This is a genomic window from Cryobacterium sp. Hz7 (assembly GCF_004402815.1).
Taxonomy (GTDB): Bacteria; Actinomycetota; Actinomycetes; order Actinomycetales; family Microbacteriaceae; genus Cryobacterium; species Cryobacterium sandaracinum.
On record NZ_SOFB01000010.1, the window covers coordinates 1 to 24432 of the forward strand.

General features: G+C 67.2%; 21 protein-coding genes. 14 read left to right on the forward strand and 7 right to left on the reverse strand.

Features of this window, described 5'->3' with window-relative positions; translation table 11 throughout:
• Positions 1 to 397 precede the first annotated feature (397 nt).
• Together E3N86_RS01855 and E3N86_RS01860 are read left to right on the forward strand one after the other, a co-directional pair.
• Complete coding sequence (locus E3N86_RS01855; RefSeq protein ID WP_104099637.1) at positions 398 to 877, forward strand: Lrp/AsnC family transcriptional regulator; 480 nt, start codon at positions 398 to 400, stop codon at positions 875 to 877.
• A 5-nt stretch (positions 878 to 882) separates the two neighbouring features.
• Positions 883 to 2388 carry an aspartate aminotransferase family protein gene (locus tag E3N86_RS01860; RefSeq protein WP_104099638.1) on the forward strand — a complete coding sequence of 502 codons (1506 nt, stop codon included), beginning with the start codon at positions 883 to 885 and terminating at the stop codon, positions 2386 to 2388.
• Between the two features lie 67 nt (positions 2389 to 2455).
• Here E3N86_RS01860 and E3N86_RS01865 read toward each other — a convergent pair whose 3' ends face one another.
• The gene (locus tag E3N86_RS01865; RefSeq protein ID WP_134375053.1) at positions 2456 to 3652 is read right to left on the reverse strand and encodes a DUF4192 domain-containing protein; all 1197 of its coding nucleotides are present in this window, start codon (positions 3650 to 3652) and stop codon (positions 2456 to 2458) included.
• A 162-nt stretch (positions 3653 to 3814) separates the two neighbouring features.
• On the opposite strand from E3N86_RS01865, the gene E3N86_RS01870 reads away from it, so the two are divergent.
• Positions 3815 to 4996, forward strand: coding sequence for a MarP family serine protease (locus tag E3N86_RS01870; RefSeq protein ID WP_134511220.1), 1182 nt, complete (start codon positions 3815 to 3817; stop codon positions 4994 to 4996).
• A 254-nt stretch (positions 4997 to 5250) separates the two neighbouring features.
• Complete coding sequence (locus E3N86_RS17745) at positions 5251 to 5961, forward strand: RNase H family protein (protein ID WP_134511221.1); 711 nt, start codon at positions 5251 to 5253, stop codon at positions 5959 to 5961.
• On the opposite strand, the gene E3N86_RS01880 is transcribed toward E3N86_RS17745, so the two are convergent.
• Positions 5954 to 7525, reverse strand: coding sequence for a sugar porter family MFS transporter (locus tag E3N86_RS01880; protein ID WP_255570370.1), 1572 nt, complete (start codon positions 7523 to 7525; stop codon positions 5954 to 5956). The genes E3N86_RS17745 and E3N86_RS01880 overlap by 8 nt on opposite strands.
• A 9-nt stretch (positions 7526 to 7534) precedes the next feature.
• Between E3N86_RS01880 and E3N86_RS01885 the strand changes: the two genes are divergently transcribed.
• Complete coding sequence (locus E3N86_RS01885; protein WP_134511222.1) at positions 7535 to 8398, forward strand: DUF429 domain-containing protein; 864 nt, start codon at positions 7535 to 7537, stop codon at positions 8396 to 8398.
• On the opposite strand, the gene E3N86_RS01890 is transcribed toward E3N86_RS01885, so the two are convergent.
• Positions 8370 to 8660 carry a hypothetical protein gene (locus tag E3N86_RS01890; RefSeq protein ID WP_134375057.1) on the reverse strand — a complete coding sequence of 97 codons (291 nt, stop codon included), beginning with the start codon at positions 8658 to 8660 and terminating at the stop codon, positions 8370 to 8372. The two genes, E3N86_RS01885 and E3N86_RS01890, sit on opposite strands and share 29 nt — an antisense overlap.
• Positions 8661 to 8854: 194 nt before the next feature.
• Positions 8855 to 9880, reverse strand: coding sequence for a Pvc16 family protein (locus tag E3N86_RS01895; RefSeq protein ID WP_134511223.1), 1026 nt, complete (start codon positions 9878 to 9880; stop codon positions 8855 to 8857).
• Positions 9881 to 10016: 136 nt separating this feature from the next.
• On the opposite strand from E3N86_RS01895, the gene E3N86_RS01900 reads away from it, so the two are divergent.
• Complete coding sequence (locus E3N86_RS01900) at positions 10017 to 10307, forward strand: hypothetical protein (protein ID WP_104170344.1); 291 nt, start codon at positions 10017 to 10019, stop codon at positions 10305 to 10307.
• Between the two features lie 413 nt (positions 10308 to 10720).
• On the opposite strand, the gene E3N86_RS01905 is transcribed toward E3N86_RS01900, so the two are convergent.
• Complete coding sequence (locus E3N86_RS01905) at positions 10721 to 12184, reverse strand: cryptochrome/photolyase family protein (protein WP_134511224.1); 1464 nt, start codon at positions 12182 to 12184, stop codon at positions 10721 to 10723.
• A 75-nt stretch (positions 12185 to 12259) separates the two neighbouring features.
• Between E3N86_RS01905 and E3N86_RS01910 the strand changes: the two genes are divergently transcribed.
• The 3 genes from E3N86_RS01910 to E3N86_RS01920 all read left to right on the forward strand — a co-directional run bounded on the left by E3N86_RS01910 (position 12260) and on the right by E3N86_RS01920 (position 14178).
• Positions 12260 to 13162 (forward strand): oxygenase MpaB family protein, encoded by a 903-nt coding sequence (locus E3N86_RS01910; protein WP_134511225.1) that lies wholly within the window; start codon positions 12260 to 12262, stop codon positions 13160 to 13162.
• Positions 13163 to 13171: 9 nt separating this feature from the next.
• Positions 13172 to 13903: an SGNH/GDSL hydrolase family protein gene (locus E3N86_RS01915; protein WP_134511226.1), complete on the forward strand. Its 732-nt coding sequence runs from the start codon at positions 13172 to 13174 to the stop codon at positions 13901 to 13903.
• Positions 13904 to 13974: 71 nt separating this feature from the next.
• Entirely contained in the window at positions 13975 to 14178 is a 204-nt protein-coding gene (locus tag E3N86_RS01920) for a hypothetical protein (RefSeq protein WP_104099648.1), read from the forward strand.
• A 55-nt stretch (positions 14179 to 14233) separates the two neighbouring features.
• Here the strand turns inward: E3N86_RS01920 and E3N86_RS01925 are convergent, their stop codons facing one another.
• Positions 14234 to 15508, reverse strand: coding sequence for a M18 family aminopeptidase (locus tag E3N86_RS01925; protein WP_104099649.1), 1275 nt, complete (start codon positions 15506 to 15508; stop codon positions 14234 to 14236).
• Positions 15509 to 15594: 86 nt separating this feature from the next.
• Here E3N86_RS01925 and E3N86_RS01930 point away from each other — a divergent pair, with 86 nt between their 5' ends.
• Positions 15595 to 18774: a beta-phosphoglucomutase family hydrolase gene (locus E3N86_RS01930; RefSeq protein ID WP_134511227.1), complete on the forward strand. Its 3180-nt coding sequence runs from the start codon at positions 15595 to 15597 to the stop codon at positions 18772 to 18774.
• Positions 18775 to 18802: 28 nt separating this feature from the next.
• On the opposite strand, the gene E3N86_RS01935 is transcribed toward E3N86_RS01930, so the two are convergent.
• Positions 18803 to 19111: a winged helix-turn-helix domain-containing protein gene (locus E3N86_RS01935; protein WP_104099651.1), complete on the reverse strand. Its 309-nt coding sequence runs from the start codon at positions 19109 to 19111 to the stop codon at positions 18803 to 18805.
• Between the two features lie 106 nt (positions 19112 to 19217).
• On the opposite strand from E3N86_RS01935, the gene E3N86_RS01940 reads away from it, so the two are divergent.
• The 4 genes from E3N86_RS01940 to E3N86_RS01955 are packed head-to-tail and all read left to right on the forward strand — an operon-like array spanning position 19218 to position 24377.
• Positions 19218 to 20744 carry a proton-conducting transporter membrane subunit gene (locus tag E3N86_RS01940; protein ID WP_134511228.1) on the forward strand — a complete coding sequence of 509 codons (1527 nt, stop codon included), beginning with the start codon at positions 19218 to 19220 and terminating at the stop codon, positions 20742 to 20744.
• Positions 20741 to 23224, forward strand: coding sequence for a DUF2309 domain-containing protein (locus tag E3N86_RS01945; RefSeq protein ID WP_134511229.1), 2484 nt, complete (start codon positions 20741 to 20743; stop codon positions 23222 to 23224). The genes E3N86_RS01940 and E3N86_RS01945 overlap by 4 nt, the downstream gene beginning before the upstream one ends.
• Positions 23221 to 23538, forward strand: coding sequence for a DUF190 domain-containing protein (locus E3N86_RS01950; RefSeq protein WP_104099654.1), 318 nt, complete (start codon positions 23221 to 23223; stop codon positions 23536 to 23538). The genes E3N86_RS01945 and E3N86_RS01950 overlap by 4 nt, the downstream gene beginning before the upstream one ends.
• Positions 23535 to 24377 carry a DUF6671 family protein gene (locus E3N86_RS01955; RefSeq protein WP_166784973.1) on the forward strand — a complete coding sequence of 281 codons (843 nt, stop codon included), beginning with the start codon at positions 23535 to 23537 and terminating at the stop codon, positions 24375 to 24377. Before E3N86_RS01950 ends, E3N86_RS01955 begins: the two co-directional genes overlap by 4 nt.
• The last annotated feature ends 55 nt before the right edge of the window (positions 24378 to 24432 follow it).

The window sequence follows — 24432 nt, forward strand, 5'->3', positions numbered from 1 at the left end:
AATCACCCGACGCCCTCATCGCCCTCATCGCCCTCGCCATGCTCAGCCTCGGCGGCCACAAACCCGCACTCCCCGGCCGGGTTTAACCCACAGAAGCAGCAGGAGAGCCGAGATTCTGGCTGGATCGGCCCTGAACCCGCCAAAGCAGCTGGTTATAACCAAAATCTCCGTCGAATTGGTTATCCACGGTGGCCGCCGATGACGAAATTGCGAAGGTCGCGAGCGCTCACGGGACTCCCGAGTGGTTCGATGAGCCGGCGGAACCTCCCCATTAGCGACTATCCCAGCGGCGGGAACCGAGCCTGAACCAGGCAAACTCCCAAGGATTCCGTTGTGTTTGACGTGAATTGCTGCGGAATCGCTTGCCTGAGGTCACTCCCGCTGGCATACTCGCTGGATGAGCGTAAACGGGCGCAATGCGGGCAGGCCGGCAGCACTGGATGAGGTCTCGAAGAAGATCATCGAGCAGCTCCAGAACGACGGCCGACGCTCGTATGCCGAAATCGGCAAGGCGGTGGGCCTGAGCGAGGCCGCAGTGCGGCAGCGCGTGCAGAAATTGACGGATGCCGGCGTCATGCAGGTCGTCGCCGTCACCGACCCGATGCAGCTGGGCTTCTACCGCCAGGCCATGATCGGCATCCGCGCGACCGGGGACACTCGACTGCTCGCGGACCGGCTGTCCGCCATTCCGGCCGTCGACTACGTCGTCCTGACGGCCGGATCCTTCGACCTGCTGGTCGAAGTTGTCTGCGAGGACGACGACGAGCTGATCGACCTCCTCAATTCACAGATCCGTGGTCTCGAGGGCGTCAGCTCCACCGAGACCTTCGTTTATCTCAAACTCCACAAGCAGTTCTACAACTGGGGAACACGGTAAAAAAAATGACAATCACATTAGCCACCACCGACTCCGCCGCGCCCGTCGCCGCAGTCGCCGCCGAAGTTGCCACCGACAGCACCGGCGACACCACAGCCGAGGTGTCGGCCACACCCCGCGTCTACACGGATGCAGAGAACGCCACCCTGCAGCAGAAGGCGAAAGACCACCTCTGGATGCACTTCTCGCGCCAGTCCGTGCTCGAAAGCGGCCACGGCGTGCCGATCATCACCAAGGGTGTCGGCCACCACATCTGGGACTCGAACGGCAAGAAGTACATCGACGGCCTGAGCGGGCTGTTCACCGTCAATGCCGGCCACGGCCGCAAGCGGCTCGCCCAGGTGGCGGCGAAGCAGGCCGAGGAACTCGCGTTCTTCCCAATCTGGTCCTACGCCCACCCGAGCGCCATCGAACTAGCCGATCGTCTGGCCGCAAACGCGCCCGGCGACCTCAACCGGGTCTTCTACTCGACCGGAGGCGGCGAGGCCGTGGAGACCGCCTTCAAGCTGGCCAAGTACTACTGGAAGCTGCAGGGTCGCCCCACCAAGCACAAGGTCATCTCCCGCAACGTGGCCTACCACGGCACCCCGCAGGGCGCCTTGGCCATTACGGGCATCCCGGCCATGAAGGAAATGTTCGAACCGGTCACCCCCGGCGGATTCCGCGTCCCGAACACCAACTTCTACCGCGCCGACGAGCTGGGTTCCGGGCTCGGTGACGACGTGGAGAAGTTTGGCCTGTGGGCCGCCAACCGCATCGAAGAGATGATTCAGTTCGAGGGCCCGGAGACCGTGGCCGCGGTGTTCCTGGAACCCGTGCAGAACTCTGGTGGCTGCTTCCCGCCGCCCCCCGGCTACTTCAAGCGGGTGCGCGAGATCTGCGACCAGTACGACGTGCTGCTGGTGGCCGACGAGGTCATCACCGCTTTCGGACGCATCGGCAACATGTTCGCATCCACGACCTTCGGGATCGAGCCGGACATGATCACCTGCGCGAAGGGCATGACCAGCGGCTACTCCCCGATCGGCGCCACCATTATCAGCGACCGCATCTACGAGCCCTTCAAGCACGGTGACACGACCTTTTATCACGGTTACACTTTCGGTGGCCACCCGGTTTCCGCGGCCGTGGCCATGGCCAACCTCGACATCTTCGAGGAGGAAAAGCTCAACGAGAACGTGCGTGAGAACTCGCCGCTTTTCCGGGCCGAGCTCGAGAAGCTGCTCGCCCTGCCGATCGTGGGCGACGTGCGCGGCGAGGGCTACTTCTTCGGAATCGAGCTGGTGAAGGACAAGGTCACCAAGGAGACCTTCAACGACGCCGAGTCTGAGCGCCTGCTGCGCGGCTACCTCTCCAAGGCGTTGTTCGAGGCCGGGCTGTACTGCCGTGCCGACGACCGCGGAGACCCCGTCGTGCAGCTCGCTCCCCCGCTGACCATCGGCCCGGCCGAATTCAGCGAGATCGGCGACATCCTGTACGGCGTGCTGTCGGAGGCGCCCAAGTACCTGTAGCCGCTACGGCCAACCGGATGCCTGAAGCCGGTTACCTGCCGCCAAAAGTTCGATAGCGGCATTCCGCTCAGGCGTTTTCGGGTTCGTCCGGGGGGACCGCAAACGCCCAGTCTGGTAGGTGCCCCGAACCGAAAACGGTGTGGAGCAACTCAGCCATGCCGTACTGCCGGTCAATGGCGAGTGCCTGGTCGACGAAGATTCCGGCGACCGACCCGCGCCCCATCGCCCACGACAGCCAGGCCAGCATGCACAGCGGCGCCGGTCTGGCCGTGCGCGGCGCCAGAGCGACCAGCACCTTCAGCAGTCGGATCGCCGGCTCGATACGTTCGGGGTCGGGGCGCTCCCGGCCGAGCCCGAGCATAAGGTCGCTCGTGACCCGGGAGTGCGGGCTGTCGAGTCCGTCGGACTGCTCCTCAGCGATGATGTCGTCCAGGCTCCGCCCCGTGGCTCGCTGCAGGATGGCATACCGCAGGTTGAGGCAGTGCGTGTTGCGGCCGACCGTCTCTCCGAAGGCGAATTGCAGCATCATCTGGTCCCGGCAGGCCGGCCCCTGCATCAGGAACAGCAACGCGGCCGCGTCGTCAAGCCCCAGGTTCTGCGGGTCAAAACCGAGCGCCGCCTCCGCGGCCACCACCGGGTCGAGGATGTCACCGGCCAGCTCAAGCAGTTCGGGCATTGTGCCGGCCTGGCCACCGAGGCGTTGATAGCGCGCCAGCCGGCGGCCGAGCCGCTCTCTCATCGACGGGTCGACCACCGGCAAGTCCGCGCGACTCTGCAGCGTCGCGAGGTCGCGGCGAACCTCGTCGGGGATGGCCCGGTGCACCTCGGAGGCGGCGATCGCGCGGAGCGGATGCCCGCCGGCCGGGCAGTCCGGGTCGAAGTACGAGCCCCACCCGTCGGCGGCCACGCACAGGGCGTCGCGAAGCAGGAAACCGGAGAGCCGGGCGCGAGCGCACAGCACCTCGACGAAGCGTTCCTGCGGCAGGCCGGCCACAGCCACGATGTTCTCGTCGCTGTAGACGACGGGCACCAGCGCGTCGACGTCCGGGATCTTGCAGAGCGTTCCCACGAGCGTGGTGGCGATGCGCTTGAGCACCTTCTCCGGTGCCGCAGGGTCGGGCAGGTTGAACCGCATCGCCCCGCAGGTACGGTTGCCACGGAAGGCGACGAGCACCAGGCTCTTCTCGGGCAAGAACCCGGCGAGCTGCGGCACGAGCGCGAGGAAGTCATGTGCTTCCCTGGTCTTGACGATTGTCCTGTTCATGGGTCCACCCTCTCCGGAGCCGCCTCCACCTCCCGATCCGGGCCGGGTCGGTGCACGACTCGGCGGATTCACATTCTGGGGAGGACTGGCCACGTACTCTGGTTCAGACGGATGCGGCCGGTGGGCAAGCGCACGACACCGACAACAGGACGAGGTTCACGGATGGCATTCTCAATTTTTCTGGATGTGTTGCTGCTGGTCGTTCTGTTCGGCTACCTGATTTCCGGATACCGCAACGGCCTCATCGGCAGCATCGCCGGAATCGCCGGACTCGCGGCGGGTGCCGTCGCCGCCTACTTTCTGGTGCCGCTCGTGGGCACCTGGGTTCCCGCCGCGGAGTGGCGCACGGCCGCGACCCTCGCGGCCGCAGCTGTTCTGCTGATCGGCGGCCTCTCGCTCGGACGCTCCATCGGCAGGATCCTGACTCCCCAGGGCACTCGCAACAAGCTCCGGGTCGTCGACCGCGTGCTCGGCGCCGGCGCAGCCGTCGCGGTGTCGGCCCTCGTGGTCTCGATGATCGCCTTCAGCATCGGTGCCCTCGGGGTCCCCGTGGTGTCGTCGGCGGTGAGCTCGTCGAGCGTGATCCGCTCGATCGACTCCCTGACCCCGGACCAGGTGAAGAGCTTCCTGGCCCAACTGCGCTCCATCGTGGTGACCGAGGGCATCCCGCGTGTCGTGGAGGCCTTCAACGGCGAGGCCCCGGTCGTGCCGAGCGTGGGCACCGACAGCGACGCCCTGCGCGCGGCGAGCGCGTCGGTGATGAAGATCAGCGGCACCGCCTATGCGTGCGGGCAGAACCAGTCCGGCAGCGGTTTCGTGGTCGCTCCGGAACGGGTACTCACCAACGCTCACGTCGTCGCCGGGGTGGAGGAGCCCGTCGTCGTCACGCCCGACGGCAGGTCCCGTTCGGGTCAGATCGTCTACTTCGACCCGATCGTGGACCTCGCCGTGATCGCAGTGTCGGGGCTCGATGCTCCCCCGCTCTCCCTTGGCGACAATCTTCCGCCGGGCAGCCTTGCGGTGAGCAGCGGCTATCCCTTCGGCGGGCCATTCGAATCGGCGCCGGCCGAGGTCGTCGCCGTGGCCCCGGCCCTGGTCGCCGACATCTACGGGCAGGACCCGTCCTCCCGGCAGATCTACACGCTGGCTGCCGACGTCGACCATGGCGAATCGGGCGGCCCCCTGCTCAGCGAGGCCGGTATCGTAACGGGCGTCATCTTCGCGAAGTCGACCACCACCGAGAACCTCGGTTACGCCCTCGCCATGGAGGAAGTCGACCCGGTCGTAGAGCAGGCCGCCACGCTCGGCTCCCCGATCTCGTCCGGCACCTGCATCAGCGGCTAACTGAGTGAGTCCTCGTCGACTGGCTGTGTCGCTGCCTGCGGTCAAAACTGACTGTGCCCGGTGGACCCTGGTCCTCCAGGGCCGGACGCCGCACCCGGTACCGAACCAACTCGTTCGGGCTGGGCGGAAGAGCCAGTCGGAAACCCCCGTCCGCGAACTCTCAGTGGCCGCGGCCATGAGGACTCGCCCATCTGGTCCGCGATGGCAGACTAGACAGGTCCTGAACCAGCGGGACCACAGGAAAGGCTCACTGTATGACGATCATCGCCGCCGCCGACGGTTCGGCTCTGGGCAATCCCGGCCCCGCCGGATGGGCCTGGTTCGTCAACGATTCCTGCTGGGCCGCCGGCGGCTGGAAGCACGCCACCAATAATCAGGGCGAACTGAAGGCCGTGCTCGAACTGTTCCGGGCCACCGCGCACCTCGACGACGACCTTCTCGTGCTGTGCGACAGCCAGTATGTGATCAACTCCATCACCAAGTGGATGCGCGGTTGGAAGGCCAAGGGCTGGCGCAAGGCGGATGGCAAGCCCGTGATGAACCTGGATCTGCTCCAGGAGCTCGACGAAGCTCTGGCCGGACGCCGCTACCGGTTCGAATGGGTCAAGGGCCACGCTAACCACCCGCTCAACGAGGCCGCGGACAGCCGGGCCCGAGCCGTGTCAGAGGCGTACCAGCGGAACGCGCCGATCAACGCCGGCCCCGGCTGGGTGCGGGAGGGCGATGTCGCACCGGTTCGGCGCCCCGCGCTGACCTCGGCCACGAAAGCACGGGCCGTCGCTTCACCTGCCGCCACCCCGAAGCTCCCGGCCAACCCGTCGCATCCGGAGCTGTTCGCGTTCGACGAGCCGGATGCCTCCCACACCGTGTCTCTGGAACTCTCCGCCGACGAGCACGCCCGTCTGACCGAACGTGCCGCCAGGCTCGGCGTCAGCGTCGGAGAACTTCTTCACGGGCTTATCTGACCTCGGTCTGCTTCACCGCGTTCTTCGACGCGGTCTTCGCCGCGTTCTTCGGCGGCAGAAGGGTGTTCGCCTCGTCGAGGGACATGCCATTGGTCTCCGGAATCTTGGTCAGCACGAACACGAATGACAGCGCCGCGAACAGCGCATACAGGCCGTAGGTCAACGGCAGCGAGACTGCCGCCAGTGTCGGGAACGTGACGGCGATCAGGAAGTTCGCGATCCACTGGGCCGCTGCGGCGATGCCGAGCGCCTTCACCCGGATGGTGTTCGGGAACATCTCGCCGAGCAGCACCCAGACCACCGGGCCCCAGGACGCACCGAAGAAGACCACGAACACATTGGCCGCGACCAGGGCGATCCCACCCCACGCACCGGGCAGGCTGATCTCGCCGCCCACAGTGACCGCCTGGCTGAAGGCGATCGCCATCGTGGCCAGCGACAGCGTCATGCCGATGGAACCGGTCATCAGGATCGGCCGACGTCCGATCCGGTCGATCAGGGCGATGGCGATGAAGGTGACCGCGATGTTGGTCAGGCCGGTGAACACCGAGATGGTGAGCGAGCTCGACTCCTCGAAGCCGACCGCCTTCCACAGGGTGGTCGAGTAGAAGAAGATCACGTTGATGCCGACGAACTGCTGGAACATCGACAAGAGGATGCCGATCCAGACGATCGGGCGCAGGCCGAAGGCCTTGCCACGCAGTGACCCGGTACGCTGACCCAGCGTGTCGGCCTTGATCGAGGCACGGATGTCGCGGATCTCGCGGTCCACATCGCCGTTGGGCCACACCTTCTGGAAGACCGCGCGGGCCTCCGTCTCACGGTCTTTCAGCACCAGGAACCGTGGGGACTCCGGGAGGATCTTCGCGATCACGAAGTACACGGCGGCGGGCAGCGCGCAGGCCAGGAACATCCAGCGCCAGGCGTCGATCCCGAACAGGGAGGGCTCACCCGCGCCTCCCGCGGTGTTGGCGAACAGGGCGTCGGATAGCAGAGCAGAGAAAATACCGATCGTGATGGCGAGTTGCTGGAGCGATCCGAGGCGTCCCCGAATCGCTCGCGGTGAGATCTCGGCGATGTACGCCGGGGCCACCACGGATGCGAGCCCGATGCCGAGACCGCCGACGATGCGCCAGAGCACGAGGTCGTAGATGCTGAAGGCGAAGGCGGAACCGACCGAACTGACGAAGAACATGATCGAGCCCAGAAGCATCACCGGAATTCGACCGTATCGATCGCCGACCCGGCCGCCCAGGTAGGCCCCGGCTGCGGCGCCCAGTAGCGCGCTCGCGACCGCGAAGCCGGTGAGGGTCGCCGTGAGCGCGTACTCGTCTTGAATGGCATTCACCGCGCCGTTGATCACGGACGCGTCGAACCCGAAAAGAAACCCGCCGAAGGCTCCCGCCACTGCCAGCGCAATGACCTTTCCGTTCGTGGATGGTTTCTCGGTCTGGGTCATCGTCAGGGCCTCTGTCCTTTTTGTTGAACAATCCGAAAAGACTACGCCCCAACGAAGGGGCGCCGAACCTCGGCGGAACCTGCGCCCGCCATCTCCCTGTGCTATCCATAACTCATGACGCGATTCCTCGGAGTTGACCTGGCCTGGGCCGAAGGCAGCACGTCGAAACCGGCCAATGAATCCGGCCTGGCTTGCATCGACGAGAGCGGCCGGGTGCTCGACGCCGGCTGGGCCCGCGGCACGGATGCCGTGATGCGCTGGATCGACTCCCTGTGGGAACCCGGCGCCGTGCTGGCGGTTGACGCGCCCCTGGTGGTGAACAACCCCACCGGCATGCGCCTGTGCGAGCGGGAAACCGGCAGTCGCTACGGCCGCTGGCATGTCTCCGCGAACGCCACGAACCTCGGCCGCCCCTGGGCCGGCGGGGTGACGATCCGCCGCCGATTGGAAGCCTCCGGCTGGACCTACACCGACGGCCTAGCGCCGATGGATAAGGCCACCCCCAGCTTCTTCGAGTGCTACCCCTACACGACGCTCGTGGGTGCGGCGGAGTTCGGCTACCTCGACAAGCGACCCCGCTACAAGCGCATGGGCACCTCTCTTCCGCCGGACGAACGCCGGACTGCGCGGGCCATGGTCTGCGATGACCTCATCCAGCGGATCTGGGGGCTCACCCGAGCGTCGCCGCCGCTCGACCTGGGCTCCCATCCCGTCTCGGACGCCCTGGTGACGGAGCATTCACCGTTGGTCGACCGAGCCTACAAACACCGGGAAGACCTGATCGACGCCCTGCTCTGCGCCTGGACGGCCTCGCTCTGGTGGCACCGGGGCACGGAGCGCTGCCAGGTTCTCGGCGCCCGGGACAACGTGTCGGAGCTCGGTCACCGACCGACCATCATCGCGCCGGCCCGGCCTGAGCAGCGCCGCGGCGACGAAGGGGCGCGGCTCGTCACCGCACCGGGTACCAGCGCGTCGTGACCCGCTCGGTCACCTGCCACGACACCGGCTCCACGTGGGTGCGGGCCGCGACGAGCACTCGGTCGCCGACCCGGAGGGCCATCGCGGCGTCATCCGCCGTGAAGCGCACGATCGCGCGCGGAGAACCGGCCACCACGGCAAGATCGGATGCCTCCACGGTCGTCAGCTCCGCGGCGGCGGCCGTCAGATGCGGCAGGACGGAGTCCGGGGCGATGCCCGAATGGAGAGCACCGATGATCAGGGTGATACGGAAAGACGGCATCCTGTCAGCGTAGGCGGGTGCGAACGAACAGGTGTCTACCGGTCTTAGGTGTTTCCCGACGTCCCGACGACCCGACGATTCGACGGAATCGAGGCCCACCATGATCTGGCCCGGCCCTCTTCTAGCACTGCAGGCGTTCCTGACACTCACCTCCCGGTCGGGAGGTCTAACTCTGCAACTCGGGCTGGACGTGCTCAGTCCCCGGTGGCCGACGCGGAATCCGGCTCCGGCTCCTGCCCCGGCCCCGGCCCCGGAAAGCGCACCTCGACCCGGGTCCGGTCCGCCAGCTCGTCCCCGGCCGGATGAGTCAACTCAATGATCACGACGCTCGGTGACTGGCCGAGCAGGTCGAGGATGGATCCGATCTCCAACCCGGAGTAGGGGTCGTCGACATCGAGCACCTCCGGCCGCATCCCGAACAGAGGGTCGGACTCGGCGATCATCAGCACGGCGCCGCGGTGTTCGGCCTGTTCGAAGATGCGGCCGAGGTTGTCCTCGGTGGCGGCAGCACTGGCTCCCACGACCTCGTTCAGGGGCACCGTCACGAGAGGCTTGCCCAGTTCGTTCGCGACGGATGCCGCGGCCTCGGCCTTCGCCACGGCATCCGCTCCCGTGAACACGGCGAGCGCACCTGCCCCGGCCAGCTTCACGACATCACGGACGGTTCCGACCACTGCCGTGCGCTCGGCTGCGTCCAGGGTGAACGAGGCCATCACGCCGAAGGACAGTCGCAGCGGTGCATTGGATGCCAGCCAGAGGGAGGTCAGCACCTCGTTGGTCAGCGGTGAGGGTGAGAGCCAGACCTGCAGGTTGTCTGCCGAGCCGATCGGGACGTTCAGCACGGGATGGCGTTCGATGGCGGCCCGCGCTGCACCGAAGGCACGGTGGCTGCCGGCATCCGTGTCGACGTCGTCGCCGGGAAAAGCACTCACCAGGTAGTGCAGCTCCGAAATCACTCGGCTGGGTCCCCTCTGGGTCTCCTCCCGATAACTGATCAGGCTGTCGTAGTAGAGGAACAAGTTGATGGAGGGGCCGATGACACCGGTGCGGGGTGCGCCGAGCACGTAGGCCGTGACCTGCAGCCCGATCGGCGGAGAAGACAGCAGTCGTTGGAGCGCGACGGTCGTCGAGGCGATGGCCTGGCCGTAGTTGGTGAGCGACGACATGGGGACCTCGGCTTCTGAGAGCTTCTGGATGCGAAAGTGAGCAGACAGTGCCACGGTACTCCGGCTCACCAACCAGGTCGAGGAGTTCGGCTGCGCCACGGCGGAACCGGCCCGGTGCCCATCCCGCGGATGCCGTAGCCTGCTTCGATAGATGTGTTCCTCGCGATGTCCGCCTCAGTGAAGGAGTTCCATGGACTACTCGGCAACGATCGTGGCCCAGACCCACGTCACCAAGCCCGACGCACTGCGGCTGATCGCGGAGGCGGCCGGGTCGACCGTGCGAGATGCCGGGACGGCGCATCCGTTCGTGCCGCTCGTCGGCGGCGGTCGCGTCGAAGTGGAGATCCCCAAGTTCGGCGAGGGCCCGCCGCTCGCGATCGATGTCTTCAACCCCCACGGGGCCGAGCAGGCTCGGGCTTCGGCACTATCATTGCAGGCTGCCCTCGCCGGCGTGACCGATTGGCCGACCGAGGTCAGGTAGCCGCGTGCGCGGCAACCCGCCCAGATAGACCCCCACCCGCCGCTGGACTCCTCCCCCCCTTCCCGACGCGGATCAAGCCCCAGCAAACCTCGGTGCGACGACCGCGTCCAGATGACGCGCTCCCGAGGTCTCCCTCCCGCCCGCCATCCGCGGCCAGACCCCTGCAGCCTCGCGGCGCACCTATTAAAGGTCGGCGCAGGTTAGATCCTGCGCCGGCTTCCACGACCCGCGCCGCCCTGTGCCTGGACTCAAGCTCTGACTGACCTACAGCACCACACACTTGCGCGGCAGCTCGCTCAGGGGAAGTCGAGGGCTACTCGGGTTACAGGTCACCTTCTGAGAAGTTTGACTCTAACGGTGTTGTGGTTGACCTACGGGCCTCACGGACTCACGAGGCGTCCCGCGGGCGACGCTCACCACTCGGTGCGTGCACGCTCCTGCTCGACGACCTCTTCCCGGTCGACCAGGCGGCGCAGTCCGGCGAGCGGTTGCGCCATACGGTGATTGCCCCGGATGCGTGGCTCCACCCGGTCGAGGAAGGCCCAGTACCCGGCGGTGAACGGGCATGCGTCCTCGCCCAGGCGTTTCTTCGGGTTGAACGTGCACGCGCCACAGAAGTCGCTCATCTTCGAGATGTAGGCGCCCCCGGAGGCATACGGCTTCGTGGCGACGATCCCGCCGTCGGCGTGCTGGGACATCCCGACCACATTGGCGGGCATCACCCATGGGGCGCCGTCGACGAAGGCGTTCGTGAACCACTCGGTGAGCTCGGCCGGTTGGTAACCGCGCTGCAGCGCCCAGTTGCCGAGCACCATCAGCCGCTGAATGTGGTGCGCATAGCCCGTGCGGCGCACCTCGTCGAGCACATGGCTGAGGCACTTCGCCCGCACGGAACTGCCATCGAGCTCAAGGAACTCCCGCGGCAGGGCCACCCGCGCCTCGAGGTTGTTGCTGCGCCGCACGTAGTCCTCACCCAGGTGCCAGTACAGGTGCCAAACCCAGTCCCGCCAGCCCATGATTTGGCGCACCACGGCCTCCACGCTCTGCAGTGGGGCTCCCCCGGTCTCGTACGCGGCGACTACGGCGTCGATCACCTCCCGCGGATGCAGCAGCCCCAAATTAAGGGGAACGCTCAGCCTGGCGTGGGCCATCGTCTCATCCCCGAGCAGCGAGGCATCCTCGAAGGGGCCGAAGTCGCTCAAACGCGTCTCGACGAAATCGGCGAGCGCCACAAGCGCTTCCGCCCGGGTGGCGGCGAACCGGCGGGGTCCGTCCTCGCCGATCAGTCGAATGCGCCCCTCGGCCTGCCACCGGTCGAGGTCGGCGCGCACCTGCTCGTCGATGTCGTCCTCAACCGGATGGAAGGGGTCGGGCAGCCCCAGGCCCACCGCTCCCTTCGGCGGCGGCTGACGGTTGTCGTGGTCGAAGTTGAACCGGCCGCCCTCGGGATCGGGCCCGCGCATGAGCAGCCCGGTTTCCGTGCGTGCACGGCGATAGAACTGATCCATGATCAGCCGGGACGGCGGTCTCCCCGCGGCCCAGACGGCGAAGTCGGCTTCACTGGTCACGAAGCCGCGGCTGGGCAGCACCCGCGCGCCGAGCTCGTGAACCAGCGCGCGGGAACCCCACGAGGTGGGGTTGACCACCTCGAGGTCCCGGCCGGCCAGCACATCCCGGTAGTGCTCGGCGCGCAGGTACTCGACCCGATCACCGAGCTCCCTGGCCCGGTGCCTGAGGGCGCTGAGAATGAGGTGCGCCTTGGCGCGATGGTAGGGGCGCCGACCGAGAACGCCGACGGACTCCACCATCAGGATCGGTCCGCCGTCGTCGAAATGCGGGCCGAGCTGGTCGGCGAACAGAAAGCGAGGCACTGCCATGGCTTCGAGTTTAGATGCTTTGCCGCACGCAAGGTTCGAGGCCGATGCCCAGCCGCGACGGGTTAGCCTCGGACCATGGGCAGGTTCGTGGACAGTTGGCGGTCGCATCTTCTGGTGACCTTTTCGGGGAACGGGTCTGGTCGCCCGCAGTGGGTCGAAAAAATCGAACAGGGCGACGATATCGGCTTCTTCGGTCCGGGCTCCGCCTCCTGGGCCGTGCATGGTGGGATGGCGACGATGGTCGCCGGCATCCGCGCCCTGCTCATGCAGACCCTTCATCCCGGCGCGATGGCCGGCGTGCACGATTGGTCGCGCTATCGGGAAGACCCGCTCGGACGGCTCTCCGGCACCATTCAGTGGCTCGTCACCGTGACCTTCGCCGACACGACCCTGGCCGAGCACGAGTCGTCCCGCGTGGGGCGCTTCCACGACCGGGTCACCGGCACCTACCGCGACGCCCACGGCATCGAGCGCCCCTATGCCGCCGGGGACCCCGAACTGCTCGCCTGGGTGCACATCGTTTTCACCGACGCCTTCCTGGCCTCGCACACACTCTGGGGCGACCCTATCCCCGGCGGGGCCGATGGCTACGTGCGCGAATGGGCCAAGGCCGGAGAACTCGTCGGCGTGCACAATCCGCCGCGCTCCGCGTCCGAACTGCAGGCACAGCTGGATGCGTTCAAGGATGCCGGCATCCTCAAGAGCGACGAACGCGTGGCCGAGGCGGTGCGCTTCATTCGCAATCCTCCGCTCCGGCCCGCCATGATGCCCTTCTACCGGGTCATGTTCGCCGGCGCCGTCGCCTCGATCCCCCGCGAATACCGCGAGCTGCTCGGCCTGCGGCGCTCCCTGCTCCCGGTGGTCTGGGGCACCGGAGCCGTTCTCCGCCTGGTGCGCCTGCTCCTTGGCCGGTCGTCGACCTCAGAGGATGCCGCCCGGGCCCGTATCGCGCGTCTCTCCGCCGAGAACCCCGCCTAGACTGCACGGATGCCTCCGCGCCCTGACCTCTCGCGTACGGGCGCGACTCGCACTCGCCGCTTTCCCTTCCGACTGCTGGTGATCGGGCTGGCTGCCCTCGTTCTGACCTCACTGGGAATCTTCGCAGCCGTCAACCCCGACCTCTCGGAGACCGACGGGGACGTGCAGGTGACCCGCCCCACTGACCGCCCCCTGCGCGTGCTGTTCGTGGGCGATTCGATCAGCTACGGCCTCAACGCGGAACTGCAAGACCTGGGCTTCCGTCCGCTGATGGTCGATGCGCTCGCAGAGGGCGGCCCGGTTCAGGAATTCCACAAGAATCGGGCCGGTGCCACCACCCGCACGGTATCCAGGCTGGTCGATGTGCCGGAGAACCTCGACCTGGCCGTGGTCGAGCTGGGCACCAACGACGTGCTCGACCAGACCGCGCCCGACGAGTTCGCGCTCAGCTACCGGTCACTCCTGGACCGCGTGCACACCGAATCTCCGGGCGTCCCCCTCGTCTGCGTTGGCACCTGGGGCAGCGCGGATGAGACCGACGCGTACAACGACATCATCGACTACGAGTGCGCCCGAGAAGGCGGCGCCTTCGTCAGCCTCTACGACCTCTATCTGATCGAGGCCAATCGCGGCCCCGCCGGACGGGATGTCTTCGGCGGCACGAGCGATCGTTTCCACCCCAATGACGCAGGCTACCGAGCGATTGCCGAGCACCTTCTGGGCCGCATCAGCATACGCTGAACTGTTTTGCATATCGCGGGGTGAAAGTACACCCCCTTGATGATTTCCTCTCTGTGAGGAAACCTCCAAGCATGAGACAAAACGACTGGGTACTCACCGTCCACTGCCGGGAGTGCGGGATCGGCGGCACAGCCCAAGTCGGAACCGACCGGCGCATCGTCTGGCCGGTGATCGTGCACGAGGGCGACTGCGAACTCGCCGATGACAAGGACCTCGTGGAGTCCCGCTCCGGGCATCCCGTGCATGGGGTCCGCCAGTCGGCTTACGCGCTGTGACGCCCCGCGGCACCCCGAACGAGTTCGTCGCCGGCCAGCCATGCGCGGCCTGCCGTTAGACCTCCGAGGCGAAGAACGCGCCGATCGCCTTCCGGAGAGCGACCGGGTCGCTCACGTGGCACAATTCGCGGGCGGAATGCATCGAGAGCAGCGGGATACCCACGTCGACCGTGCGGATGCCGAGCCGCGTGGCGGTCAGCGGGCCGATTGTGGAGCCGCACGGCACCGTGTTGTTCGACACGAATTCCTGGTATTCCACGCCGGCCTGCGCGCAGGTTCGGGCCCAGAGGGCCGCACCCGCCGCATCCGTCGCGTAGCGCTGGGTGGCGTTGATTTTCAGCAGCGGTCCGCCCCCGGCGACGACCATGTTCGCCGGGTCGTGCTTCTCCGGGTAGTTCGGGTGCACCGAGTGACCCGCGTCGGCCGACACGCACCACGAGCCGGCGTAGGCGCGCAGGCGATCACTGACGGATGCCCCGAGTCCTGCCCCAATCCGGGTCAGGATGTCGCCCAGCAGCGGCCCGCTCGCACCCGTTCGGGTCTCGGAACCGAGTTCCTCGTGATCGAAGGCCGCGAGCACCAGGATCTGACCGGCCGGTGCCGGGGCTCCGATCAGGGCGACCAGGCCGGCGTGCACCGAGGAGAGATTGTCCATGCGCCCCGCGGCGAAGAGTTCGCGGCCGAGGCCGAACCGGGCCGGATTGGCCGTGTCGGCCGTGAGGATGTCGTAGCCGGCGACCTCCTCTCCCGCCAGCCCGGCCAGGCCCGCCAGGTGCCCGACCAGGTCGGCCTGACTCGTTTCCCCCACCCCGAACACCGGGGTCAGGTGCCGCTGACGGTCGAGAGTGAGGCCGGCGTTGGCGTCCCGGTCCAGGTGGATGGCCAGCTGCGGGATGCGGCAGAACGGGCCCGTGCGCACGAGGTGTTCGGTGCCGTCGATGGTGGTGAGGCGGCCGGCGAGTTCGAGTTCGCGGTCGAGCCAGGAGTTGAGCAGAGGACCGCCGTAGACCTCGACCCCGGCCTGCAGCCAGCCGTGGGCGCCGATGGTCGGCTTCGGCTTCAGCTTGAAACCGGGCGAATCGGTGTGCGCCCCCAGAATGCGAAACGGTGTCGTCGGGCCGGCCCCGTCCGGCTGCACCCAGGCGACGACCGCGCCGTCGCGCACGAGGTAGCGCCGTCCGGGCGCACCGGACCACTCCTCGGTTTCGCTCACCCGGTCGAAGCCGGCGGTGTCCAGGCGGCGGGCAACCTCCGCGGCAGCGTGGTACGACGACGGGGAGGCGGTGATGAACTCGGCGAAATCGTCGATGTAGTCCGGTGTGGATGTCATGGGTCATATCCAACCACCCTGCGTACTATGTCCACATTCAGGGCCGAGCAGTCACGGCCAGGCATTCACGGCCCAGAGGAGCGCCCATGAACCAGCCGAGCCAGCCGCCGCACCCGGCCCGCGCCGCCTTCGACGCCGTGATCTTCGACCTCGACGGCGTGGTCACCGACACGGCCGCCGTGCACGCCCGGGCGTGGAAGGCCCTGTTCGACGAGGCGCTGCCGGGGCTGACGAAGTCGCCAGTGCCTTCGTTCGAAATCGAGAGCGACTACCGGCGGTACGTCGACGGGCGGGCGCGGGAGGACGGCATCCGTGCGTTCCTGGCCTCGCGCGGGATCAAACTGACGCATGGCCGGGCGACCATCGACGCTCTCGCCGGCCGCAAGCAGGAGCTGTTCACCCGCGAGCTCGCCGTCGGCGGCGTGCAGGCGTTCCCCGGCACGCTGGCGCTGCTGCGCCGGTTGAAAGAGCAGGGGCTGCCGGTGGCCCTCGTGACAGCGAGCCGCAACAGTGCCGCCGTGCTGGCCGCGGCGCGCCTTACGGGCCTATTCGACGTCACGGTCGACGGCACCGACGCCGTGCGGATGCGCCTGGCCGGCAAACCCGACCCGGCCCTGTTCCTCGAGGCGGCCCGGCGACTGCACGTGACGCCGGACCGCACAGTGGTCGTCGAAGACTCCGAGGCCGGGGTGCAGGCCGCGGCGCGCGGCGGATTCGCCCTGGTCATCGGCATGGAGCGTACGGGCGACAGCCGGCTGCGCTCGGCCGGCGCCGATCTCGTGCTCACCGACCTCGCCGACCTGGACCTGGCCGGCCTGGACCCCGCTCTGACCGGGAAGAACCGCGGCTGGGCCGGAGGCGAGACCGGCAGCGACCCGTGGTTGCTGCGCTACATCGGCTATGACCCCGCGACCGAGGGGCTGCGGGAGGCGCTCTGCACACTTGGAAACGGCTACTGGGGCACTCGCGGCGCGGCGGCCGAGTCCACCGACGACGGCGTGCACTACCCCGGAACCTACCTCGCCGGCGTCTACAACCGGGTGCAGACGACCCTCGGCGAGCGCACCGTCGAAGACGAGCACCTGGTCAACGCCCCCAACTGGCTGCCGCTGGGATTCAGGGTGGCCGACGGGGACTGGTTCGACGTCGGCCACACCGAGCTGGTCACCTATCTGCAGGAGCTGGACCTGCGGCGCGGCGTGCTGACCCGGGTCATCCGTTTGCGCGACGAGGCGGGGCGCACCACCCGGGTGACCTCCCGGCGGTTCGTGTCCCAGGCCGCCCCGCATGTGGCCGTGCTCGACACCACGTTCGAGGCGGAGGACTGGACCGGCCCGGTGACCGTGCGCTCGGCCCTCGAGGGCCGGGTCTTCAACCGCAATGTTGCCGCCGACCGGCTTCTCACCAACGCTCACCTGATTCCCCACACCGGCACGCAAATCGGCGCCGAGACCGTGCTGCTCGAGATGGAGACCACGCAGTCCGGCATCCACATCGCCCTGGCGGCCCGCACCCGGGTGCGGAGGGACGAGCAGCCGGTCGAGCCCCCGCGGCACCTGCTCACCGACGACGCCGGCTGGGTGGCGCACGAGTTCACCCTGGATCTGGAGCCGGGGCATCCGGTCAGGGTGGAGAAGACGGTCGTCGTCACCACCTCCCGCGACCGGGCCATCGCCTCGCCGGCCCGGGCGGTGGCCATCTGGTTGCGGCGCCTGCCGCACTCGGCGGACCTGTTGGAGGCGCACGAACGGGCCTGGCAGGTGCTCTGGGACGAGTTCGCGGTGGGCATGCGCGCGAGCGATCACCAGTCGCTCGCGCTCAACCTGAACACCTTCCACGTGCTGCAGACGGTGGCGGCCGTCGACGCCGACCTCGACGCGAGCATGCCGGCCCGAGGGCTGCACGGCGAGGGGTACCGCGGGCACGTCTTCTGGGACGAGCTGTTCGTCTACCCGATTCTCACCCTGCGCCGCCCCGACCTGAGCCGCGCCCTGCTCGGCTACCGGTACCGGCGCCTGGGCGAGGCCCGCGCGGCCGCACGGGGCATCGGCCGCGAGGGCGCGATGTTCCCCTGGCAGAGCGGCATCGACGGGCGTGAGGAGACCCCGACGAACCTATTCAACCCGCTGAACCAGCAGTGGATGCCCGACAATTCCCAGAACCAGCGGCATGTGGGCCTCGCCGTGGCCTACAGCGTCTGGGAGTATTACCAGTCCACCGGCAACACCGAATTCCTGATTCAGCAGGGTGCCGAAATGCTGCTCGAAGTGGCTCGTTTCTTCGCCAGCCTGGCCCGCTACGACGAGGTGGACGACCGCTACGACATTGACGGGGTGATGGGGCCGGACGAGTTCCACGACGGTTACCCCGGGGCGTCGGGCCACGGCCTCCGCAACAACGCGTACACGAACGTGATGACCGCGTGGGTACTGCACCGCGCGGTCGACACCGTGGCTCTGTTGCAGAACCGGTACTGCGGGCCCCTCTGGAACCGGCTGCGACTGCGGCCGGACGAGGTCGACCACTGGGCCCGGATCAGCCTGCGGCTGCGGGTGCCGTTCCACGCCGACGGCGTGATCAGCCAGTTCGAGGGCTACGAGGGCCTGCCCGAGTTCGACTGGGACGCCTACCGGGCCCGGTATCCCTCGATCGCCCGCCTCGACTTGATCCTCAACGCCGAGGGCGACAGCACGAACAACTACCGGCTCTCCAAGCAGGCCGATGTGCTCATGCTGCTCTACCTGCTCTCCGCCGAGGAGCTGCGCGAACTGCTTGAGACCATGGGCTACGAACTGCCGCCGGAGGCGATTGTGCGAACGGTCGAGTTCTACTCGGCACGCTCCACGCACGGCTCCACGCTCAGCAACGTGGTGCACTCCTGGCTGGACGCCCGGCGCGACCGGGAACGGTCGTGGGACTATCTGACCCGGGCCCTCGACAGCGACCTTGGCGACATCCTCGGCGGCTCCACCCACGAGGGCATCCACCTCGGCGCGATGGCCGGATCGATCGACATGGTCGTGCGCTGCTACACCGGGCTGGAGATCCGGGAGAACATGCTCTGGCTGCATCCCGTGCTGCCGAAGGAGCTCGCGGAGGTCACCTTCGCCATCAACTACCGGGAACAGCCGATCCGGCTGAAGCTGACTCCCGGCAACGTGCGCCTGCAGCTGCGGGCAGGCGGCGCCGCTCCGATCCGGATACGGGTCGAGGGCAAAGAGGCCGTGCTTGCGCCCGGCGAGACCCGCGATTTCCCGCTCGGTTAGCGTCGGTTGTCCCGGACTCCTGAAACCACTATCCCTGTGGGCCAAGGCCGCTCGGGGCAGCCTCGGGGTTGGCGAAGGCGGCCAGCAATTCCCCGATGCGGTGACCACGATCCAGAGGGTGGCGAAGCGGCATTCCCGTGTTGAGGCGATAGATGTTGCGCCGTCCCTCCCGTTCGCGCTCGAGATAACCGGCGTCTTCGAGTTCGGTGACGATGCGTTGAGCCGCCCGCTCCGTGATGCCCACCTGGGCCGCGACGTCGCGCAATCGCACATTCGGGTTCTCCGCCACGCACAACAGCACGTGCGCGTGATTGGTTAAAAACGTCCACTGCGCCATTCTCCTATTCTCACCCAACTGACCATTGTTTCCTCACACGTGAATCCCGACACTCGATGCGTGCTATGTTTTTCGTGTTTTATGAATCGTGAGAGAAGGAGCAGCTTTGAACGAGAATGCGACGGTGGCAATGGTCCTGGCGGGGCCGTGGGTTGCCGTGCTCGCCTCAGCGATCGCCGGGCGTTTCGGCCGGAGCGGTGATCTGGTCGCTCGCATTGCCGCGGCGGTCGTCGGTCTGGGGTTCGTCTTTACGGCAGCCGTCGCCATTGCCGTGTCGACCCTGTGGACGGGTTCAATCCAGGTGGGCTTCGGGGAGACAAGCCTGCAACTCGATGCCCTGGCACTGATCATGTCGATGCTCGTTCTGGGGCTGTCCTCCCTCATTCAGGGGTTCGCCGTGCGCTACCTGCGCGGGGATCCTCGTCAGGTCTGGTTCGTGGTGACCGCGAACCTGCTCACCGGGTTCACCGTGCTGATGGTGTGTGCAGGGTCCGTGGCCCTGTTCGCGTGCGCCTGGGTCGGCGCCGGCGCCGCACTTGTGCTGCTTCTGGCCACCTACTGGCCGCTGGCACAGGCGCGGGAGGGTGTGTGGCGCACCGCGGTTCGCTTTGGTGCCGCCGACACCGCGTTCCTCCTCGCGGTGGCAGTGCTGCTCGTTGGTGCCGGCGGGGACGTGTCCTTCGATCAGCTCGGCGCCGGTGCGTCCGGCCTGAGCGCGCCGGCCCAGCTCACCCTCGCGGTAATGTTGGTCCTCGCCGCCCTGGCCCGATCCAGCCAGATCCCATTCCAGGGCTGGTTGCCGTTCACTCTCGGCGCCCCGACACCGGTCTCTGCGCTGTTGCATGCCGGGGTGGTCAACGCGGGCGCCATCCTGCTTCTGCGGTTCGCGCCGGCGATCGCCCCTCACCGGTCCGTGATGATCGTCGTCTGCGTGGTGGGCGCGGCCACCCTGGTGTTCGCGTCGGCGGTGCGCCTGGCACGCCCGGACGTGAAGGGCCGACTGGTATTCTCCACGATGGCGCAGATGGGGTTCATGATCATGGCTTGCGGGTTGGGTCTGTTCGCGGCTGCAATCTTCCACCTGGTTGCCCACTCCCTGTACAAATCGACACTCTTCCTCGGCGCGGGAACCGGAGTGCGACAGCACGCCACCGACCGCGACCTTCCCACCCGCACAGCCCCGTCGCGCCTGGTGGCGGGCCTTGCGGTGGCCATCTCCGTGACCGTAACGGTTGCCGTACTCGTGGCAGCCAAACTGGTGCTCTCCCCCGCCGTGTCGCCCTCCAGCATCGGCCTGTTGGCGTTCGTCGCCCTGACCGCCGGCGTCACCCTGGCCGTGGCACTGGCAACCCACTTCTCGATCCGCACGATGGTGGTCGGCACCACGGTGACGGCGGCCGTCGGAATCGGCTACGTAGCCTTCCTGCACCTGTTCACGGGAGCACTGGAACCCGGGGTGCCGGTCCAGGGGGCCCCTGGCTGGCTGCTCGTTCTGCCCGCGGTCGGCCTGATCGCCGTCGAGCTGCTGGCTCGAAGCAGCACCGGTGCGGTCTGGCTGCGCGATCGTGTCTACACGTCCGCACTTGCCGTCTCCCTGCCCCGTAACCCCATCAGAACTGGAGCACCCCTGTGAGTCTGATCCTACGCGCGCAGGTCGCTGCCGCCGCCCACGACATCGTTCCGGCCTGGCCGTTGGACTCCTTCATCGCCGTGAACCCGCTAGCCGGCCGCGAATCTTACCCATTCGAGACCGAAACAACCGCGGAGGCGGCAACCACCCGCCCCGGGAGCGCCTACCTGGCTGACTATCAGCGCGGTCGAATCACCCGTGATGACATCGACGCAGCACTCCTCGAACGTATCCCCCAGCTGGCCGACCGACGCTTGCGGATCGGCACCGCAGTCGTGTCCGCGGTCCGGGTTGCCGAACTCGATATGCGCCTGGTCGCAGCCGCACCTGAGCCCGAACCGGTTGCGGTGGCGGAGCTGACGTGGCTCGATGAATACCTGGCCGTCTGGGTTGCCGGCTATCTGTGCCCGGACCCGGCGTGGCCCATGCCACACCATGCCGACGGGTTCTACCGGGCCTGGCGAACCCTGGCCTGCCTCGATCCGTCCCTCCCCCGCACGGTTCGGCGCACCCTCACCACACTTTCGCCCGAACCGGACGCGGCGCTGGCGCACGCCCTGCAACGCCTCGGCATCACGGCGGCCGACGTCCCACGTGCCCTTCGGACCGCACTCGGGCACCTGCCCGGGTGGGTCGGGCACATCAAATGGCGGGCCGAGAAGGTCGGCGACATCGACCTGACCTCGTACCTGGCCGTCCGATTCACGGTCCAGGTTGCGCTCGGAATTACCCCAGCAGCCGACCAGACAACACAGACGGCACAGCGCGACCACACCACGCTGACCTCGGCACCGTTCTGGTTGCGGGCCGAACGGGTTGCGCAGGCGCTTACCGCCGCACGGCCGAGCCGCGAGGACGTCGCCGCGGTCGCTCGGGTTCTGTCCACCCATCCGATAACTGACCAGCGGTACACCTGGCAGAAAGCCTACGAACTGAACTACCGCACCGCCCTGATCGGGGCACTCCGCTCCACCGTCGAGACCCGGGACGGCCGCAACGTGCAGTTGGTGATGTGCATCGACCCCCGGTCCGAGGGGTTGCGCCGCCACCTCGAAGAAAGCTCCTCCGTCGAGACGTTTGGTTTCGCCGGCTTCTTCGGCGTCCCCATCCGGTTCGCCCGCTACCAGGCGCGCGGAGCAATCGACTCGCTCCCGGCACTGCTGAGCGCGCGCCACCACATCACCGAGATCCCCGTCGACCACGAACAAGCACACAGAGTCGTTGCCGCTGGAAAATTCCGAGACGCCCTGCGGCATGCCGTGCATACGGCGGACTCGACAGCGGCGACACCGTTCGCGTTCGCGGAAACGGCAGGATGGTTCTACGGCGGCATCAGCATCCTGCGCACCCTCACCCCGCGCATCCACGCACGGATCGTGCGCGCCCTCTCCCTCTCGCCCCGGGACCTGCGCAGTGACGTGACGATCGCGAACGCGTTCACGCTGGACGAGCGTGCCACGTTGGCCGAAACGGCCTTGCGGATGATGGGCCTGTCCCAGTTCGCCCCGCTGGTCGTTTTGGCAGGTCACGGCTCCGAATCGGAGAACAACCTCTACCAGTCCGCACTGGACTGCGGCGCGTGCGGCGGTAATCCGGGGCACGCCAACGCCCGCGCCGCCGCCGCCATCTTCAACGACCCCGAGGTGCGACTGCTGCTCGCCGACCGCGGGCTGCCGATTCCATTCGACACGTTCTTCGTGGCCGCCGAACACAACACCGTCAGCGACATGGTCACCGTGCTCGACCGCCACCTGATCCCCGACAGCCACACGAGTTCGGCAGACCGCTTCGAGCAGCTTCAGCGCACCGCGGCGGACAAATTGGTGACCGAACGCGCCCGGCACCTACCGGGAGCATCACCCCGGCATTCCCCCGCACGACTGCGCGGACGTGCCCACGACTGGGCTGAGGTGTATCCAGAGCTCGGGTTGGCGGGAAACGCCACCATGATCATCGGACCCCGCGATATAACCAGGAACGTTGATTTGGGCCGGCGGGTGTTCCTGCACTCCTACCGCACCGAACTGGATCCCACCGGGGCCGCCCTGGAGACGATCATGACCGCCCCCCTTGTCGTGGCGCAGTGGATCAACCACCAGTACTACTTCACAGCCCTGAACCCCGACACTCTCGGCGCAGGAACGAAAACCATCCACAACGCCATCGGCACACTCGGCGTGATCTCGGGCCACAGCGGCGACCTCCGCCGCGGCCTGCCGTGGCAATCCGTGGGTCTGGGCACGGAGCTGTTCCATGAGCCGATGCGCCTCACCGTCGTTGTGGAAGCACCGCTGGCCCGCATCGGAGAGATCATCTCGCGCAACCAAGTCCTGCGAGATCTTTTCGACAATGACTGGATCACCCTCACCGCACGAGATCACCCCGCTGCCCTCTGGCACCGCTATACCGCCTACGGCTTCACAGCGACCGCAACCGCTACTCCCGCCGCCACTGCCACCCCGATGGAAGGACCACACACATGAACAATCTCACCAAGATGACCCGACTGGAGATCGTCGTGCCTGCGCGCGACGCCCCCGCCATCCGCGAGCTGGTTTCCTCCGCCGGCGCCACCGGGTACACCTCCGTCTCCGGTGTCTCCGGCATCGGACACCACGGACAACACTCTGGATCCCTGCTCTTCAACGAGTACGACACCCTCACCATGCTCATCACCGTGTTGCCCCCCGACAAAGCCGACGAACTCATCAACGCCGTGCGCGAGCTGCTGAACACCTCCAGCGGCGTCATGTTCGTCGCCGAGACCTACGTCTCAAGGCCCGACTACTTCCAATGACTTCCTCCCACGCCTACTATGCTGGGTGCCTGATCACCTTCGCCACCATGCACGGCAAGGAGCACCTCGCCCAACAGGCATTCCACGACATTCTCGGCGCGACAGTCAGCGCTGCGGGGGGCCTGAACACTGACCAGTTCGGGACCTTCGCCGGCGATATCCCACGCACCCTCAGCCCCCGCTCGGCAGCCCGCGCCAAAGCGCGACTGGGTATGCAGATCGCCGGCACCACTCTTGGACTTGCCTCCGAAGGCAGCTTCAGCTCCGGATTCGGTCCTCTCGTTGAAAACACGGAGATTCTCCTGTTCATCGACAAAACCCTGGGGTTGGAACTCGTCGAGGGCGCCGTGAATATCTCCGCGCTGCCTGGAGGCAGACGCGTCGACAACGCCGACAGCGCTCTCGCGTTCGCGTCAGCCGCGGGATTCCCCGAACAGGGAGTAATCGTGCAGAGCACAAACGATAATCACCTGACTGTCTACAAGAACTTCACGCAACTCAGCGACCTCGAGGAAACCGTCGACATGCTTCTGACGGACCAGTCCACCGTCACGATTCTGCCGGACTACCGAGCGCACAAATCGCCAGCGCGGGCAGAGACGATTCGCAGGCTGAGTTATCAGATGGCTCGTCGCCTCGCTACACCCTGCTCCCTGTGTCAAGCACCTGGGTTCGGTCAGGTAGACATCGAACGCGGCGTTCCCTGTTCCGACTGTAGATCAGCGACCGCATTGATCGCCGCGGACCTCCACGGCTGCGGACGCTGTACCCACAGGACCCGGATACCGCGTGGCCAGGCCACCGCCGACCCGCAATGGTGCGACTATTGCAACCCGTAGTGAGGTCAGGCGTTATTCGTGCTCCCCGTCGGCCTCATGCATGGTGGTCCGCGGC